The 16,919-nt window shown below is 66.5% G+C and carries 8 protein-coding genes; 2 read left to right on the forward strand and 6 right to left on the reverse strand.

The window, feature by feature from the left end; translation table 11 throughout:
- Positions 1-130: 130 nt before the first annotated feature.
- From ACFVT1_RS00185 to ACFVT1_RS00210, 6 genes are all read right to left on the reverse strand, one after another.
- On the reverse strand, positions 131-1,171 hold the full coding sequence (locus ACFVT1_RS00185) for a BMP family protein (RefSeq protein WP_389791103.1): 1,041 nt from the start codon (positions 1,169-1,171) through the stop codon (positions 131-133).
- A gap of 138 nt (positions 1,172-1,309) precedes the next feature.
- The gene (locus tag ACFVT1_RS00190; RefSeq protein ID WP_389792189.1) at positions 1,310-2,536 is read right to left on the reverse strand and encodes an amidohydrolase; all 1,227 of its coding nucleotides are present in this window, start codon (positions 2,534-2,536) and stop codon (positions 1,310-1,312) included.
- Positions 2,537-2,718: 182 nt separating this feature from the next.
- Positions 2,719-3,375 (reverse strand): hypothetical protein, encoded by a 657-nt coding sequence (locus ACFVT1_RS00195; RefSeq protein WP_389791105.1) that lies wholly within the window; start codon positions 3,373-3,375, stop codon positions 2,719-2,721.
- Positions 3,376-3,613: 238 nt separating this feature from the next.
- Entirely contained in the window at positions 3,614-4,000 is a 387-nt protein-coding gene (locus ACFVT1_RS00200) for a hypothetical protein (protein WP_389791107.1), read from the reverse strand.
- A 94-nt stretch (positions 4,001-4,094) separates the two neighbouring features.
- Positions 4,095-10,262 (reverse strand): RHS repeat domain-containing protein, encoded by a 6,168-nt coding sequence (locus tag ACFVT1_RS00205; protein WP_389791108.1) that lies wholly within the window; start codon positions 10,260-10,262, stop codon positions 4,095-4,097.
- Positions 10,263-10,806: 544 nt separating this feature from the next.
- A complete protein-coding gene (locus ACFVT1_RS00210; RefSeq protein ID WP_389791110.1) occupies positions 10,807-11,067 on the reverse strand; it encodes a hypothetical protein in 261 nt (86 codons plus the stop codon).
- A 16-nt stretch (positions 11,068-11,083) separates the two neighbouring features.
- Here ACFVT1_RS00210 and ACFVT1_RS00215 point away from each other — a divergent pair, with 16 nt between their 5' ends.
- Together ACFVT1_RS00215 and ACFVT1_RS00220 are read left to right on the forward strand one after the other, a co-directional pair.
- Positions 11,084-15,169, forward strand: coding sequence for an FG-GAP-like repeat-containing protein (locus tag ACFVT1_RS00215; RefSeq protein ID WP_389791112.1), 4,086 nt, complete (start codon positions 11,084-11,086; stop codon positions 15,167-15,169).
- A gap of 251 nt (positions 15,170-15,420) precedes the next feature.
- Entirely contained in the window at positions 15,421-16,914 is a 1,494-nt protein-coding gene (locus ACFVT1_RS00220; RefSeq protein ID WP_389791114.1) for a N,N-dimethylformamidase beta subunit family domain-containing protein, read from the forward strand.
- Positions 16,915-16,919: the final 5 nt, after the last annotated feature.

A 16,919-nucleotide genomic window follows, 5' to 3' on the forward strand; every position in this document is an offset into this window, starting at 1 on the left:
ATCGTTGGCCACCTGATGACAGGTGGCGGACGGTGTGCGTACGGCTACGGCGAGAGCGGGGAAGCCGTACGTGAATCGGGGCCCGCGCCGAGCCGAAACGGCTCAGCCGGGCCCCGATCGACGGGCCGGATCAGGTCGTGGACTTGACCGTGATGGTGCCGTCGACGATCTTCTTCTTCGCCGCGTCGAGCTGGGCCTGGATGTCCTTGAGGTGGTCACCCGTGGTGGTCAGGCTGACGCCGCCCTTGGCCAGGGAGTACGTCTGCGTGCCGGCCAGCGGCTTGCCGTCCTTGACGGACTTGATCAGGTCGTAGACGCCGCCGTCGACGTTCTTGACGACGGAGGTCATGATCGTGTCCTTGTACTTCGCCAGCGACGGGTCGAGGGCCTGGTCGGAGTCGACGCCGATGGACCAGGCGCCCTTCTTGCCCGCGACGGCCTCGATCGAACCGGCACCCGAGCCGCCCGCGGCGGCGAAGATGACGTCCGCGCCCTTGTCGAGCATGCCCTTGGCGGCGTACGCGCCCTTGTCGGGGCTGCCGAAGCCGGACAGGTCCGAACCGGTGGACAGGTACTGGATCTGCACCTTGGCCTTCGGCTTGGTGTCCAGGACACCCTGCTGGAAGCCCGCGGCGAACTTCTTGATCAGCGGAAGGTCCACGCCGCCGATGAAGCCGACCTGGCCGTTCTTCGACTTCGTCGCGGCCGCGACGCCGGCGAGGTAGGAGCCCTGCTCCTCGGTGAAGACGATGCTGTCGACGTTCTTCACGTCGGAGACCGAGTCGACCAGACCGAAGTTGACCTTCGGGTACTTGGCGGCGATCTTGTCGACCGCGTCCTTGTACGCGAAGCCGATCGCGACGACCGGGTTGTAGCCGCCCTCGGCGAGGGACTCGAGGCGCTGCTCGCGGTCGGCGGGGGTCTCACCGGTCTTGGCGGTGAGCTCCTTCGTCTCGGCACCGAGCTCGGACTTGGCCTTGTCCAGACCACGCGCGGCGGAGTCGTTGAACGAGTTGTCACCACGGCCGCCCACGTCGTAGGCCATGCCGATCTTCATCTTGCCCTTGTCGGAGCCGGAGCTCTCGGTGGACGACTCGCCACACGCGGTGGCGGTGAGCGCGAGGGCCGCGGTGACAGCACACGCAGCGGTGATCTTGGATACCCGGCGCAAGGGAAGGCTCCTTCAAACCTGACCGAAGCGCCTCTTCCGGCGCTGGTTTCGCGGCGATCGTAACGCGCGTAGATGTCAGATAAAGCCCTGTACGGAAGCCGTTATCGGATCGTCGCGAACCGGGGGTGACCTGTCCCGTTACGGATGGTTGCCATCGAGCAACGCGGAGGCGGTGAAGAGCTCCACCGCCACGGTGATCGCCTCCTCGTCGGCGTCGAAATCGCCACGATGCAGGTCGAGCCGGGCGGTGTCACCGGGGGTGCGGACTCCGAGCCGGGCCATGGCTCCCGGGACGTGTTCCAAGTACCAGGAGAAGTCCTCGCCGCCGAGGCTCTGTTCGGTGTCCTCGATCGCGTACGAACCGCGGCGTGCGGTCATCGCTCCGGCGAGCAGGTCGATCACGGCGGCGTCGTTGACGACGGGCGGGACACCCCGGACGTAGTCGATCACCGTCTTGGCGCCGTGCATCGCCGCCACCTCGTCGATCGCCGCGTGCACCAGGTCCGGCGCCTCCCGCCAGGCCGCCAGTTCCAGGCAGCGCACGGTGCCGGAGAGCTCGGCGTGCTGCGGAATCACGTTGCAGGCGTGCCCGGCCTCCAGCCGCCCCCAGGTGACGGCGAGCCCGGCCCGTGCGTCGATCCGGCGGGCCAGCAGTGCGGGCACCTCGGTGGCGACCTTGGCCGCGGCCGTGACGAGGTCGGTGGTCAGATGCGGCCGCGCGGTGTGCCCGCCGGGGCCGTCGAGGCTGACCTCCAGCCGGTCGCAGGCCGAGGTGATCGCCCCGACCCGCAGCCCGATCCGCCCCACGTCCACCCTCGGGTCGCAGTGCACCCCGATGATCCGCCCGACACCCTCCAGCGCCCCCGAGGCGATCGCGTCGGGCGCCCCGCCGGGCAGCACCTCCTCGGCCGGCTGGAAGATCAGCCGCACCGGCCGGGGCAGCAGCCCCTGCCGGTCCAGCTCGGCGAGCACGAGCCCGGCGCCGAGGACCGCGGTGGTGTGGATGTCGTGCCCGCAGGCATGTGCCCGGTCGGGAACGGTGGACCGGTACGGGACGCCGCTCTTGGTGTCCGGAATGGGCAGGGCGTCGATGTCCGCACGCAGGGCGAGCACGGGCCGTGCGTCGCCTTCCCGGCGGCCCACGTCGCACAGGAGCCCGGTCCCGGTGTCGAGTACCCGTGGTTCCAGCCCCGCCTTCTCCAGCCGGGCCTTGATGGCCGCGGTGGTACGGAACTCCTGGTTGCCCAGTTCGGGATGCATGTGCAGATCGCGGCGGAAGGCGATCAGTTCGGCACGCAGGGCCTCGGGCAGGGTGCCGGGCAGCGCCTCGTCCCCGGACGGTCGGACATCGGAATCACGGGACATCAACTGGTTCACCTGGTGAAGCGTAAGGCCCTTCCCCCGTCAACTGACCATGAAACAAGAAAAGTTCAGCCACATAGACGAATAAATGACTGCGTCGTGGCGTGTGAGGCGATGGCGAGGTGGGTAGACTCGCCCATTTTGCGCCCACCGCCACCCGCACGGCCTCCTCCCTGGGGACTCCGTCAGCCGGGGAGCCCCCGGCGTACCGGAAACAGCGCCGCCCCGATGCACAGGGCTCCGACCGGCAGCAGGTCCAGGCTCATGGCCATCAGTACGGTCCCGGCCAGCACGGCCACGGGGGCCCACGCCCGGATCAAGTCCCGGCGGAAGACCGCGAGCAGGGTGACCAGGCCCAGCAGCCCGACCCAGAACAGCATCGGCACCACCGTGTAGACCAACGGCATCACGCCCGGTACGCCCTGCACCCGCCCGAACATGTCGCTCATGGCCTGCTCGTCCGCGGCGACGAACCCGACCAGCAGGTCGATCACCGCCTGGACCGCCACCGCCGCCGCCCCGACCAGCCCCGCCCAGGCCGCCACCTCGACGGCGACCCGCCTGCCGCCGCGCACCGCGGCGGTCTTCCGCAGGTCCAGGAACACCCGCACGAAGACGAGCACCCCGGCCAGGAACAGCAGATGCGCCACCGACCACCACCCACCGGGCCCGTAGTCACCGACGGCCCGCCCGACCAGCCGCACCACCCCGTACCCGGCCATCAGGGCCGGTCCGACGAGAAACGCCGCCCCTGCCACCCTGGCTGTCCCGGCCGTCCCGGCTGCCTTGGCCGCCCCGGCCGTCTCGCCCTGTCGCTCCGTCGGCATCCGCATCGTCGTCATACGCCGATGCTCGTGCCCGGCCGACCCTGCCCGCTATCGGGGCTTTCCCCCAACAAACCCTGAACGTAGTCCACTTCCGGCTCAGGATGAGGCCCGACGCATCGGAGCACGACTCAACCGGACACCGACTCCCCATCCCCGCGCGGCCGGTCCTCCCGGCCCACCACCACCCGCACGGCATCGGCAACGGCGGCCCCGTCACGACCGCCCCCTTTGCGCATCGAGCAAATTCCCTCTCTCACTCCGTGCATTCCACACTCAACATGATCTCACCATTCCATGCACCATCTGTCCTGATATAGGCAGTGTAATCAGGAAGACAATCACCGTTCCATTCTGCCGAACCAGTGCCCCAACCGTAGGAACCCCCACGCTTGATGGCCCACGCCTTCTCGCGGCTGACCGAAAGTTCCCGCACCGAGTCTTCAGACACTTCGGAAAAAGTATCGATCGGAATTTCGATCCGCTTCAGATATTTCTCCGAAACCGACGGCGGCGCCGCCAGCTTAAGAGTGGCTGACCTTTCGCCATTGTCGACTGATTCACAGAACCTAACGACGCTCCCCGCCGGAGCCGGGGGTAGTGAATAACGTCGACCAGCATCTGCGGGAATATCCCCGGACACGCACTGAACCTTCTGCCGATCGGAGCCGCCGCACCCAGTGATGGCAACGCAGGCAAGCAAGGCCACAACGAGCGCACAGATCCACCGCAAGTCGTCACCTCACATATTCTCGAGTGGAACTCTTGCCAACCATCCTGAATTCTCGCGCAAACCCTCTTTCATGAAGTTCAGCGAACGGGCGCAGCGAGATGCTGATGCCGATCACCGGGAGAGACGCGGTCTTCTCCTTGTCGAAATTCCAATCCTTGTAGAGCTCCACCCGGTAGGAAGAAGAGACCTTTCGCCCTCTACCCTTACCGCTCACATGATAGGTACCCGTGAGCCGCATCTGCGCGTGGCCAATACCCACAGCGCCATCAGCGCTCGTAAAATTCGTACCCTTCCATTCACTATCCGCATGGAAGGAACAGCTACCTCGCGGACACTTGAGTTCGGCCTCGGATGCCCACTTGCCAAGCAGTTGACTGACGCCAGACGATCCGTTTCCGACGTCATTTCCGCCCATGAATCCACTGTCACTACTCATAAGGGAATCCACATCGACATTCTTCTCTCCACCTTCCCGCGAGCTGTAATACCCCCAGAGTTCACATGTCACGTCGAGCCCTTTAGCGCATGCAAGCATTTGCAGGCTGGCGAGCTTGGCAATATCCTGACCCGCTGTGCTGGCGAGTACCGCGTACCACTTGACCGACCCGTACGGCTTGTTTTTACTGGGCGTCGTCGGTGTTTCTCTTCCACTGATCCATGTCAGATCCCCATCGGTTGTGCCATCACTCTTGGACGACGTCCCGAACGAGCCGTTGCCATTCGAATCAGTAGGGGTATATGTCTCCCACTTCGGGTTCTTTTTAGTGCCGACGTTGCAGACTCCTGCACCGCCGCAGGCGCCTTCAGGTCGCAGACCGGATGGGTCGGACTGTTTCACCGGGTTGTTGTTGGAGTACGTGTAGCCGTGTGTCTGCTGCGGATCCTGCAGGTCCATAACCGGGTCGACAGAGATGAAGCGGCCGGTGGCGGGGTCGTATTCGCGGGCGCCGAGGTGGGTCAGATCTGTATCGGTGTCCTGGGTGCCGCCGACGAATCCCTTGTCGCCCGCCCATCCGGTGGGTGCCGTGCCGCGCGGGGCTCCGAAGATCGTGCTCTGGCGTCGGGTGACGGCCTGCGTGGCGTCCGCGCTGACCTGGGTGGTGCTCGTGCCGTGGTGATCGCTGATCAGGAAGGTCAGCTTCCCACCGGTGCGCAGTGCGGCGGTTTCACCGGCCGCGCTGTAGTAGCGGCTTCCGGTGACCTTCCCCGCCTTGTCCAGGTGGAGTTCGTTGCCGGCGGGAAGATAGAGCGTGGTGCCGGTGGAGTCGCGGCGGACCAAGCGCTGGCCCGAGGTGTCGTAGAGGTAGCTGGTGGTATCGGTGACCTGGGTGACGGACGCCAGGTGGCCTTCGGGGTCCCACGCGAGGTCCTGAAGGTCGCCGCTGCCGATCTTGCGGGTCCGGGTGTTGCCGGTCGCGTCGTAGGTGTAGCTCTCGTTGTGCGGGTCGGTGCCCGCCTGGGTGACGCCGGGCAGATTGTGGGTGCCGGGCTCGGGAGCCGTGTAGGTGCGGACCGTGTCGGTGGCGGGTCCGGAGGCGGTGGTGTGCCGGGTCTCCGTCTTGCGGTTGCCGACCGCGTCGTAGGCGTACGTGGTCCAGTAGGCGTCCGGGCCGCCGACGGTCGCGGCGGTGGGCTTGGCGGCGCAGCCGTCGGTGGCGGTCCAGGCGTCGGTGATGCGGCGCAGCGCGTCCGTGAGGAAGCACTGGGTGTCGCTCTGCGCCGTGGCGTCCTGCCCGGTCGTCGTCGCGATCCTGTTGATATTGCCCGCGAGGTCGTACGTGTACCGCACGTCGTCGATGCGCTTGGGCGCCACCTCGCGGTCGGTGAAGGCACGCGTCAACTCGCCGGTGTGTTCGTCGTATTCGTAGTTCTTCCCCAGGTGCTGGCCGAAAGCTCCGTACTCCTGCTGGCTCGGTCTGCCGTAGTGGTCGTAGGAGGCGGAGTAGAGGATGGTGTCACTTCCGGCGGCGACACCCATCGGGAGACCGGAGCGGTAGGCGTAGGTGTTGATGACGCTCTCCGCCGGCAGGTCCCCCATGGCGGGCTGCCTCGTCTCCATGAGCTGGCCGGTATCGGCGTTGTAGATGTCCGTCCACTCGTACGTGCCGGCGAGCTCCGCTTCCGAGCCAGGGACGGTGAACCTGGTCGCAACGGGCTGGTAGAAGGCGTTGTAGTTGACGACCGTGCTGACGTAGGCGTCGGCGCCCTCGTAACGGGTGGTGCTCGAAAGCTGGCCGATCCCCTTCGTCGCCTTGTCGTACTCCCAGGCGGCCCGCTTGGTGGTGCCCTGGCTCAGTGCGGTCGGGCGGCCGAGTTCGTCGTAGTCGGTGTGCAGGACAGTGCCGCGGGCGTCCTTGACGTCGGTCGGCCGGTCGGCCTTGTCGTAGGCCGTCGTGTCGACGGTGCCCTTGTCGGGGTCCTCCGTGTGGTTCTGGCGGCCGGCGACGTCGTATCCGTAGGTCCAGACCGCGTCCGACGGGTCGGTGACCTTCTCCAGTCGCCCGAGGTGGTTGTACGCGTACGTGGTGGACTGGGACTTGGTCCTGTCGGCATCGGTGTACTGCTTCAGTTCCACGGTGCGACCGAGCGCGTCGGTCACCGTGGTGGTGGCGGTTCCGCCGGCCGGAGGGACGACCGTCGTCGTGTCGCCGGTGTACGAGGTGGTGACGGTGCGCTTGGTGTCACTGCCGAATTTCTTGGCGATCACCGCGGTCGGGCGGCCCGCTCCGTCGAAGACCGTTTCCGTCGACGACGGGTACTTGGTCTCCTGCCCGGTCACCAGGACCGGTTCGGCGGCACCGTCGGCGTAGTACGTACCGGAATCGCGCCACGCCTGGCCCCGGCTGTCGTACGCGATCTCGGTGACCAGCCGCCCCTTGTCGTCCGGGGCCTCCGCCTGGCTCTGGCGTTCGCGGAGCAGCCCGTCGTAGAACTGGTACGAGGTCTGGTACTCGGCGTTGTGATTGAGCACCTTGCTGGTGACCACGATCGGGCCGTCGTTGCGCACCTGGTAGCCGAACGTCCGACTCGGTTTGTCCGGGGAGGTGGCGGCGGAGCGGGTCGGCAGCCAGACGTTGGTGACACGGCCCAGCGGGTCGTACGCCGTCGTCGTCACCCGGGCATTGGCGTCCGTCACCTTGACCGGCTGGCCACGCAGCGGATCGAGTTCGGTGGTGACCCGATGGCCGCGAGGGTTGGTCACCGATGTACTGGTCGGGGCCTCTCCCGTAGTGGGCGTGTAGACGGTCGAGGTCTTCTTCCCGTACGGGTCCGCGGCAGCAAGGGCCCGGCCGTAGATGTCGATGTCCGCCACCGCGGTGGTGGCCACGGTGTCGTAGCCGTCACCCGCCCCGTTGATCTTCTCGATCTTTGTGACGTCGCCCTTGGTGGGTGTGGACAGCGTCGCCGTCGCACCGTCGTAGTACGTGCGCTCGTCGCTGATCACGTCACCGGGGCGTGACACCGTCGCGCCGCACAGCACCCCGACCACCTCGGTGCGGGCGACCTTGTTGAGCATCCACTTCGGGACGTTGGGGGCGTAGGAGCTGGTGGTGCACTGCTCGTCACCGGACTTTGCCGCGTCTCCCGTGTCCGAGACAGAGGTGATGAGGCCGTAGTCGTTGAAGCTCCGGGTCAGCACCTGCTTGCGTTCGCCGCCGGTGATCGCGGTGCGCACTTCCTCCTTGAGCGTGCCGGTGAGGTACGCCTCGAGGTCGGGCATGTCCGAGCGCGTGCGGCCGGCCGTCCGCGCGGATCGCCAGGGGGTGTACGAAGTCGCGGAGACGAGCTTGGCGGTGTTGTCGCCGTTGTAGGTGGCACTTTCACGCGCCTGGCCGGCGAACTGTTCACGGTCGGTGACCGCGACGCCCGTGGAGTCCTTCACCGCGGCACCGTCCAGACCGCGGAAGTACCGGGTCTCGGTCAGAGTCCGCGGGTCCAGGCCGGCCCCTGTGCGGGTCTGCACCAGACCGTAGCCGCGAGCCGTCGAGTAGGTCCGGTCGTCCTTCTTCGTGAACTCGTCGGTGCTCTTGGTCCATGCGGCACCGTTGAGGTAGTTGTATTCGGTGGTGGTGTCCGGGGTGTCGGCCAGGTTGTCGCCCTCGATGACCTTGGTCACCACATACGAGTTGAACCAGTCCTGTTTGGCCGTCTCACCCTCGTACGCCCACTTCACCGGATAGCAGCGGCTGCTGTTCGTGCCATCGGCCGGCGGGAGAGTGGAGGCGGTGCAGTCCGGCTGCGAGTAGTACGCGCCGATGGTGCCGCCGGTCTCCGTGGTGACCTGATAGAGCCGCAGCCGGATGAAGGGGGCCAGCCCGTCGCCCGTCTTGTCGACCCGGTTGGCCTTCTGCTCACCGGCGAAGGTGACCGCCGGCAGGGTCGCGCTGCCGCCGGCCTTGCCCGTGTGCTGGATGGACTCCAGCCACATCGGTGTGGAAATTCCGTCCCCCGAGGCCGGGAAGCCCTGCTTGAGCGCCCAGGAGTCGACCTCCTTGTAGGCACCTCCCGTCAGCACCTTGGTGGTGATCGTGCTCAGCTTCCTGCGTGACCAGAAGCTGGGCGAATACTGGTCCTTGCACTCGGTCGCACCAGGCTTGCAGTACAGGTCGTACGGGACGTCGGGCCAGTTCTTGGCGTTCGTCTGGTCGAACGTTCCGCAACCGCTCAGGCAGCGCTCGTCGGTCCCGAATTCGACGCGGCCCATGGCCTTGGCCGCGTAGGCGCTGCCGTCGCGCAGCCCGTAGTCGATGTGATCGAGGTAGCTGCCCCGGTCATACGCCGTGACCGTCGCTTTGCCGGTGGTCTCCGAGACGTTGAGGCCGTAGTTGTTGGCCTCGGTGTTCCAGTAGTACGCCATGGCGTTGTCGTGCGCGTCGACGACGTAGTCGAGCTGCCAGCGCCATGCCTGCTGGCACCAGGCCGAGGCGAAGGACGCGTTGTAGCAGGGTTCACCCGACTGGTTGCCGAACACCGGTACGGTGAGCGTGGAGTTGGTGACCGGATCGTCGTCGGTGGTCGCCTTGGTGCCGTGGTCGCTCCAGCCCGGCAATTTGTTCAGACCGAAGAAGTACTGCGTGCCGTCGGTCGTGGTGATCTTCCAGTGCTCACCGATGCCGTCGACACCGGCCGTCCCCTTGTCGTCGTTGGACGCGCCGGTCAGCTTTTCGACCTTCTCGCCCGAGTCCTGGGCCGGGTGCCACCCGCTCTTCGCGTCATGGACCAGTTCGGTGCTCTTGCCGCCGAGGGAGAGCGTCGCGTTGTCGTTGTACCAGCACAGGTCGCCGACCTTGGTGGTGTTGGTGCCGTTGTCCTTGTCGTCGTTGCAGGACTTGTACCGGCGTTCGATGTAGCCGGGCTCCCAGTTCCACCCGTCGCCGATCCAGCTCGGCTGGTTGTTGGACGCGGCGGTCTGGCCGTCGACCCGCTGCGAGGAGTAGTTCAGGGAGACGCTCGGCTGCAGTTCACCCGGGACGGACGGAACGCCGATCTCGTAGGACCAGTTGAACGCCCCGGCCGAGCCGCCGGCGCTCCACGAGCCCGATGGCTGGAGCGGCGTCGCCTTGTACGAGCCCGAGGAACCTGCCGCCCCCGCTGTCGCGGCCAGCACGGTGGCGGCCGGAGCGGCCGAGGAGACCGCAGTACGCGCCGCAGTACGGAGGGTGGCGTCGGCGGCCTCGGTTTCCACCTCGGCCGCCAGTGTGCTCAGTTCGGTGTCGTTCGCCGATGTGAGCGGGGTGCTGATCCGGCACTCCGGCTTCTGCGGTGTCGTCAGCACACACGCCGGGAGCTGCACCAGTCGAAGCCGTGCCGCCCAGTCACCGCCGTAGGCGCCCCGGAAGCCGGAGTAGTCGACCTTCACCTGCACGGACTGCTTGTCGCGTCCGGAGTCCGTCCGGCTCATCGACAGCAGTACTCCGTCGACGCCGGCCTCGGCCGCGGCTGCCCTGTTCGCGACCGAGACCTTGAGCTTCGCGGGACGCGTTGCGGGACCACGTGTCCGCTTGCCTGCCGGGGAGACGGAAACAGGCAGTCCTCCCACGCGCGCGGACTTGGTTCCGGCTGCTTCCAGCTCCATCTCGGCACTGGCCGCGGTCGGCCAGGTGGTCTTCGGCGCCCCTCGCCAGGCATGAGTCCTGGCATAGTCCTTGCGCTTGTTGCCGCCGAATTTCATGGGCGCCACCGGAACGGCCCTCGGCTGCTTTACCTGGGCACCCGGATGCTCCTGCGATATTCCGGAATCCGCTGAGACAGCGGATTCCGGCAGCATCCCAAACATAAGTGCAGCAGACAATGGCAATGCCATCAAGGACTTGCCGAACCAGCTCATTCCCCACCCCTCGCCCACCCCAAGAATGACCGTCGGAAGCTAACAGATCCTTCACAGAAAAGTCACTGGTTTATCGCCGCACACCCCGAGATCGCCCCTCCATATAGGGATATGACGCCACTCCCTCCTCCCCGCCCCCCACCCGACATCCACATTTGAAAATGTCCGATACATTCACCTTGCGAGAAATATCCACCGTTGAGTCGTTTAATTTCACATTGAATGCATTCGCCCCTGACAGAGATGCCGCCCTGAAATCATGAGCCGCCCTGCACTTCATGAGGCCGAGCCGTCACCTATAGGGTCGGCGCGAAGATCCATGACTTCCTGGGGGGAGCAAAATGAATCGCTTTACCAAACGGACCGTTCAAAGACACAGAACCCGACTTCAAGCCATTTCTCTGGCACTGGCCACCGTCGTCGGATCGGCCCTAGCCCTGACACCGGTCGCCTCTGCGTCCGCGGTCGCATCCGCGCCAAACAACGCTGCCGCTGCCGCTGCCGACGACCCTGTGGACGACGGCTCGGTCAGCGAGGAAGACAAGGCACTGGAAACGGCCAAATCCACCAACGCGCCGGCAGAGTTGGCATCGGCGCGTACGGAGACGTCGGACACCTGGGCGCTGCCTGATGGCTCCTTCTCGGTCAAGCGCTACGGATCTCCCGTGCGACTGTTCCGAAACGGCGCCTGGGTCGCGACGGACCCCAGCCTGGCATTCGGCGCCGATGGCACGGTCGTACCCCGGGCGACCACGGTGAACGTCGCCTTCTCCGGAGGCGGAACGGGACCGCTGCTGTCCGGCGTGAAGGACGGCCGTACACTCACGCTGTCCTGGCCGGCCGCTCTGCCCAAGCCGGTGCTCACCGAGAACGTGGCCACGTACAGCGAGATCCTGCCCGGGGTGGATCTGCAGCTGAAGGCCGAAGTCGAGGGCTTCTCCCAGCTGCTGGTGGTCAAGACCGCCGAGGCCGCCAAGAACCCCGAACTGGCCACCCTGAAATTCAAGATGAAGACAGCGGGACTGACCGTCACGGCCGACCCCGACACCGGCAGCATCTCGGCCGGTGACCCGGCGGGCCAGACCGTCTTCACCAGCCCCTCGCCCCTGATGTGGGACTCGAAGACCGCCACGTCCGGTGCTGCCGCCAAAACCGCCTCCCCCGCCGCTGCTGCTGCCGCCGGGACGACACCCTCGGACGCCTTCGAGCCCCCGCCCGGTGCCACCGACGCCCAGGTGCCGGCCACGGTGGTCGGCGACAGCATCGAGATCAAGCCTGACCAGGCCCTCCTGACCGGCACCGACACCAGGTACCCCGTCTACATCGACCCGTCCTGGGCCTGGGGCAAGAAGGAGAACTGGACCCGGGTCTACAAGAAGTACCCCAACTCCTCCTTCTGGAATGCGAACGAGGTCGCCCGCGTGGGCTACGAGAACGAGACTCTCGGGCTCTCCCGCTCCTTCTTCCAGGCCGACACGGACAACCTCAAGGGCGTACAGGTCAAGTCGTCGACGTTCAGGATCAAGAACGTCTGGTCCTGGTCCTGCCAGGCCAGGCCGGTCGAGATCTGGCAGACCAAAACCATCTCCAAGAAGACGACATGGAACAACCAGCCGGCCAAGGTCGGCAGCACACCGCTCAAGACCGTGAACGACTCCAAGGGATGGAGCAAGGACTGCGCCGCCGGCAACCTTGAGTTCGACGTCACCTCCAAGGTGCGCGACGCCGCCGCGGGCAACTGGTCGAGCCTCACGCTGGGGCTCTACGCGTCCGACGAGCAGGACACGTACGGCTGGAAGAAGTTCGACGCCAAGACCGCCGTCCTGGAGACCACGTACAACAACCCGCCCAAGACCCCGTACGACCTGGGCACCAACCCCAAGTCGTCCTGCTCCGCGGGCGGACTCATCGGCAACACCAAGGTCAGCGTGCACGCGACCGTGGACGACCCCGATGCCGGCAACCTCACCGCCCAGTTCCAGATCTTCAAGAGCGGCAGCACCACCCCAGTGGTCGACCAGTCCCTCTCCGCCCTGAAGAAGCGAGTGGTCACGCTTCCGGTCCCGGACGCTTACCTCCCCACGGGGGACTACACCTGGAAGGTCCGTGCCAAGGACAGCGACGGCGCGACCTCCGGTTGGAGCTCGACGTGCGCGTTCTCGGTGGACCGCACACGGCCGAGCAGCCCGCCCCGGATCAGCTCCACGTACTTCCCGGACGGCGAGAACGGTTGGCCGGAAACGACGGGCAAGGCCCGTACGCCGGGATCGTTCACCCTTGAGGCGAACGGCGTCACGGATGTCGAGCAGTACGGCTGGTACACCGACTCGGACCCGGAAGTCAGCTACATCGCAGCCGGCGGTCAGCCGGTTTCCGTGACCAGCACCCCGCCCGGCTACGGGGCACATTTCCTCCACGCGTTCAGCGTCGACAGAGCGGGCAATCGTTCGGACACCGCCACCTACGTCTACTACGCCACGCGGTCGGCCGAGCGAGACGCCCCCGGTGACCTCAACGGTGATGGCATCAAGGACATCTGGAGCGTGGACTCGAACGGCACACTGCTCACCTACTCCGGGCAGCAGGGCGGTCAGTTCTCGTCGGCGACCAACGGAGGTCAGGCCTTCGAGGACGTCGACATCGCGTACCGGACGGACTGGGGCCAGGACGGGTACACCGACCTCGTCACGCTTGAGTACGACCCGCTCGCCAAGCGCAAGAACCTCTGGACCTACACCAACAACGGCCTGGGCATCGCCACCACCGACTACAAGGAGGGCAAGCAGCGGCTGACCGTCGCGTGCCCGGTCGTCGACGAGGACTACGGCTGCGTGGGCGAGCCGGGATGGACCGGGAACGATCACTGGAGCAACGCCGAGCAGATCATCGCTCCCGGCGACCTGAACGCGGACGGCAAGCCCGACCTCCTCGTGAAGCAGGGCACATTGCTCTGGGCGTACTACGGGGACTTCAACAAGCGGCTGAGCTCCCCGGTACTGGTGGGCACCGACGACTGGGACAAGTTCACCGTCCTCTGCCCCGGCGACCTGAACAACGACGGCCTCGCCGACCTGTGGCTCCGGAACAAGTCCACGGGGGAGATCTTCCGCGCCTACGGCAGCAAGGGGCCGGACGGACTGCTGGACCCGACCGCCTGGGGCAACGCCTCGGCACGGGTGAAGATCGGCTCCGGCTATCCCGCGAGTGAGTATCCGACCCTCGGCACCGTCGGTGACCTCACGGGTGACGGTGTGGCCGACCTGTGGGGCCGCAAGACCGACAACACCATGACCGGCTGGCCGGGCCGGGTCACCGACACGGTCTTCTCCTTCGGTACCGCGTTCCCGATCGATGGCACCGTCGGGGGTACGCGGATCCCGGCAGGCACGACGCTCGCTGCCGGTCAGTCCTACACCTCCCGTTCGGCGAAGCTCACCATGAAGGACGACGGCGACCTGGAGATCTCCTCCAACGCGGGCCGTCGCCTCTGGTCCACCGGGACCGCCGGTAACCCCGGAGCGAAAGCGGTCATGCAGGCCAAGGGCAACCTGGTGGTCTACAAGGCCGACGGCAGCACCGTGCTGTGGGATTCGAAGACCAGCGGTGCGGAAGGGTACGCGGTGTTGCAGGACCGGGGGAACCTGGTCGTTCACAACGTCAAGGGACAGTCTCTGTGGAGCAGTGGGACCGCTCTTCGGCACGACTACAACGGCGATGGGCGCAGTGATCTGGCCGACTGGTACGACCACGTCGACGGCTCGGACACCATTCACAGCTTCCTGACGAACTCCGACGGGACCTTCAGGACTCCGTTCGCCGGGTGGAACGTCCCGCCGGACTCGTGGGCGGCGGCTCATATGAAGCGCACCACGGGTGACTTCAACGGGGACGGGATCGGCGACGTCGCGGCTGTGTACGGCTATGCCGACGGCCGGGTGGCTCTGTGGACGTGGCTCGGCACCCAGAGCGGCAAGTTCGGAACGCCGTTCGCGTCGTGGAAGGTCGCGGCCGGCAATTGGGGCTTCGACCGAATGAATGTGCACAGCGGCGACTTCAACGGCGATGGACGGGACGATGTCGCCGTCTGGTACGACTACGTGGACGGACACGATGCGCTGTGGACCTTCACCGCAGACGTCCGGGGCGGCTTCAACACACCGTTCATGTCGTGGACCAGCCCGACGGGCAGCTGGTCGGCTTCACGCGACAAGCCGGTCACCGGTGACTTCAACGGCGATGGACGGGACGATCTCGCCGTCTTCCACGGATACGCCGACGGAAGCAACAAGATATTCACGTTCCTCACCTCGCCCACAGGCGCGTTCAAGTCCCCGGTCGGTTCCTGGACCAGTACGTCGTGGGGGAGTTGGGCACGTACGACCGTTCACTCCGGCGACTTCGACGGGGACGGTCGGGACGACATCGCCGCCTGGTACGACTACGCCGACGGCCACGACAGCATCTACACCTTCCCCAGTAGCACGACGGGCACCTTCAGCGCTCTGTCCGAGGCCTGGACCACACCGGCGGGCTCGATGTGGCGTGAGCACATGTCGATCGTCATCGGTGACTACAACGGGGATGGCTTGGACGACTTCGGAGCCCTGTACGGCTACGACGACGGCAGCATCAAGGCCTGGACATGGTCGGCCAGGCCGGATCGCATGTTCGCAAACCCTGTGAGCAGCTGGGGAGTTGCCTCCGGCTACAGCTTCGCCCGCTCCTACGTGGTGGAGCGATACGGCAGCTGACAGCACAAGGGGCTGTGGCCGGGGTCACCCTCGTGCCGGTCACAGCCCCTTTGGGCCGATTATTAATCGCGCAGAGGCAACCGCACACGACTTCTCCTCATCTTCCTTCACGGTCGGTCACATGCGTGGGGTGAGCGACCACTGACGGGCACGGCGCGGGTTCTCGTACGTCGGCCGGTCATGCAGGTCCATGACGCGTGAGGCACGAGGCCCGGCGTCCGGGTCGTCGGAGTGTGTGTCCTGTGTCGAAGGTGTCCCGCCGGAGAGCGCTGGGAGTGATCGGGGTCGGTGCGGCCGCACTGACCGGGTGCGGGGTTCCGGGCAGATCCGCCCCGGCCACGCATTCCGGCGGCGCCCCGGCCGTGCGGCCGAAGCCCGTGGTCCCCACCGGTGATTGGGCCTCGGTCCAGGGCGGCATGAAGAAGGTGACCGATACCGTCGGCCAGATCCAGGGCTACGCGTCGAAGACCTCCGTCAGCCGTGGCGAGTCGATCGACTTCCACCTGTCGTCGCACCTCGCCCAGACCTGCCGGGTGGACATCCACCGCGTGGGCCGTGGCGACGGACCGGGCACCCGCCGGCTGATGACCAGCACCCCGTTCCCCGTACGACCCAGGACCAGGCCGACCCCCGCCTCAGGCACCGGGCTCATCGCCTGTGACTGGCCCGTTTCCTGGACGCTGCGCATACCCGGATCATGGGAGTCGGGGATATTCCTGGCCGTTTTCACGACCCAGGACGGGTACCGCAGCTACACGCCCTTCGTCGTACGCGACACCGGGCGCCGCTCCGACATCCTGATGGTGGTGCCCTTCACCACGTACCAGGCCTACAACCTCTGGCCCCACGACGGGCACACCGGAAGAAACCGGTACCGCGGGTACACCCCCGCAGGTGTGTGGGGCGGGATCGACGACCGGGCCCTCAAGGTCTCCTTCGACCGCCCCTATCCGGAGTCGGGACTGCCGCACTGGTTCGCACTGGACACCAGTGCCGCGCGGTGGGCGGAGAGCAACGGTTACGACATCACGTACGCCAGCAGCGTGGATCTGCACGAGGGCCGGATCGACCCGTCGAACCACCGCGTGATGATGTTCTCCGGACACGACGAGTACTGGTCCAGGGAGATGCGCGACTGTGCCGAGCAGGCCGTCTCCGCCGGAACCCATCTCGCGTTCCTGGCCGCGAACAACATCTACTTCCAGATCCGCGTCGAGGACTCCGCCGAGGGCCGGGCGAGCCGCGTGGTGACCTGCTACAAGGAGACCGCCGACCCCGCGCCCGGGCCGACCGGCCCCACCGTGCGGTGGCGCCAGCTCGACACGGATCACCGGCGCGCGGAGCAGGGGCTGCTGGGCGTCCAGTACAACGGCATCCTCAAGAAGCCCGCGCCCCTGGTCGTCCGCGAGAGCCGTCACTGGTTCTGGTCGGGCACCGGCCTGCGGGACGGCGACGAGATTCCGGATCTGATCGCCGTCGAGGCCGACGGCTTCGACCCGGCCATGCCCCGGCCCGCGGGCACCAAACAGACGCTGCTCTCCGCGTCGCCCTACGCCGACCGGCTGGGCCGCGGCCGCACCGTGCAGAACACCAGCCTGTGCGTGAACAAGAAAGGCACGTTCGTCTTTGTCGCCGGAACGTTCTACTGGCCGCTGGCGCTCGGCGACCCCCGGCACTTCAACCCGCATGTGCAGCGGGCCACCCGTAACCTCCTGACCCGCATGCTGGAGCACTCGGGCAAATGACCCTG

The organism is Streptomyces sp. NPDC057963 (assembly GCF_042887155.1).
Taxonomy (GTDB): domain Bacteria; phylum Actinomycetota; class Actinomycetes; order Streptomycetales; family Streptomycetaceae; genus Streptomyces.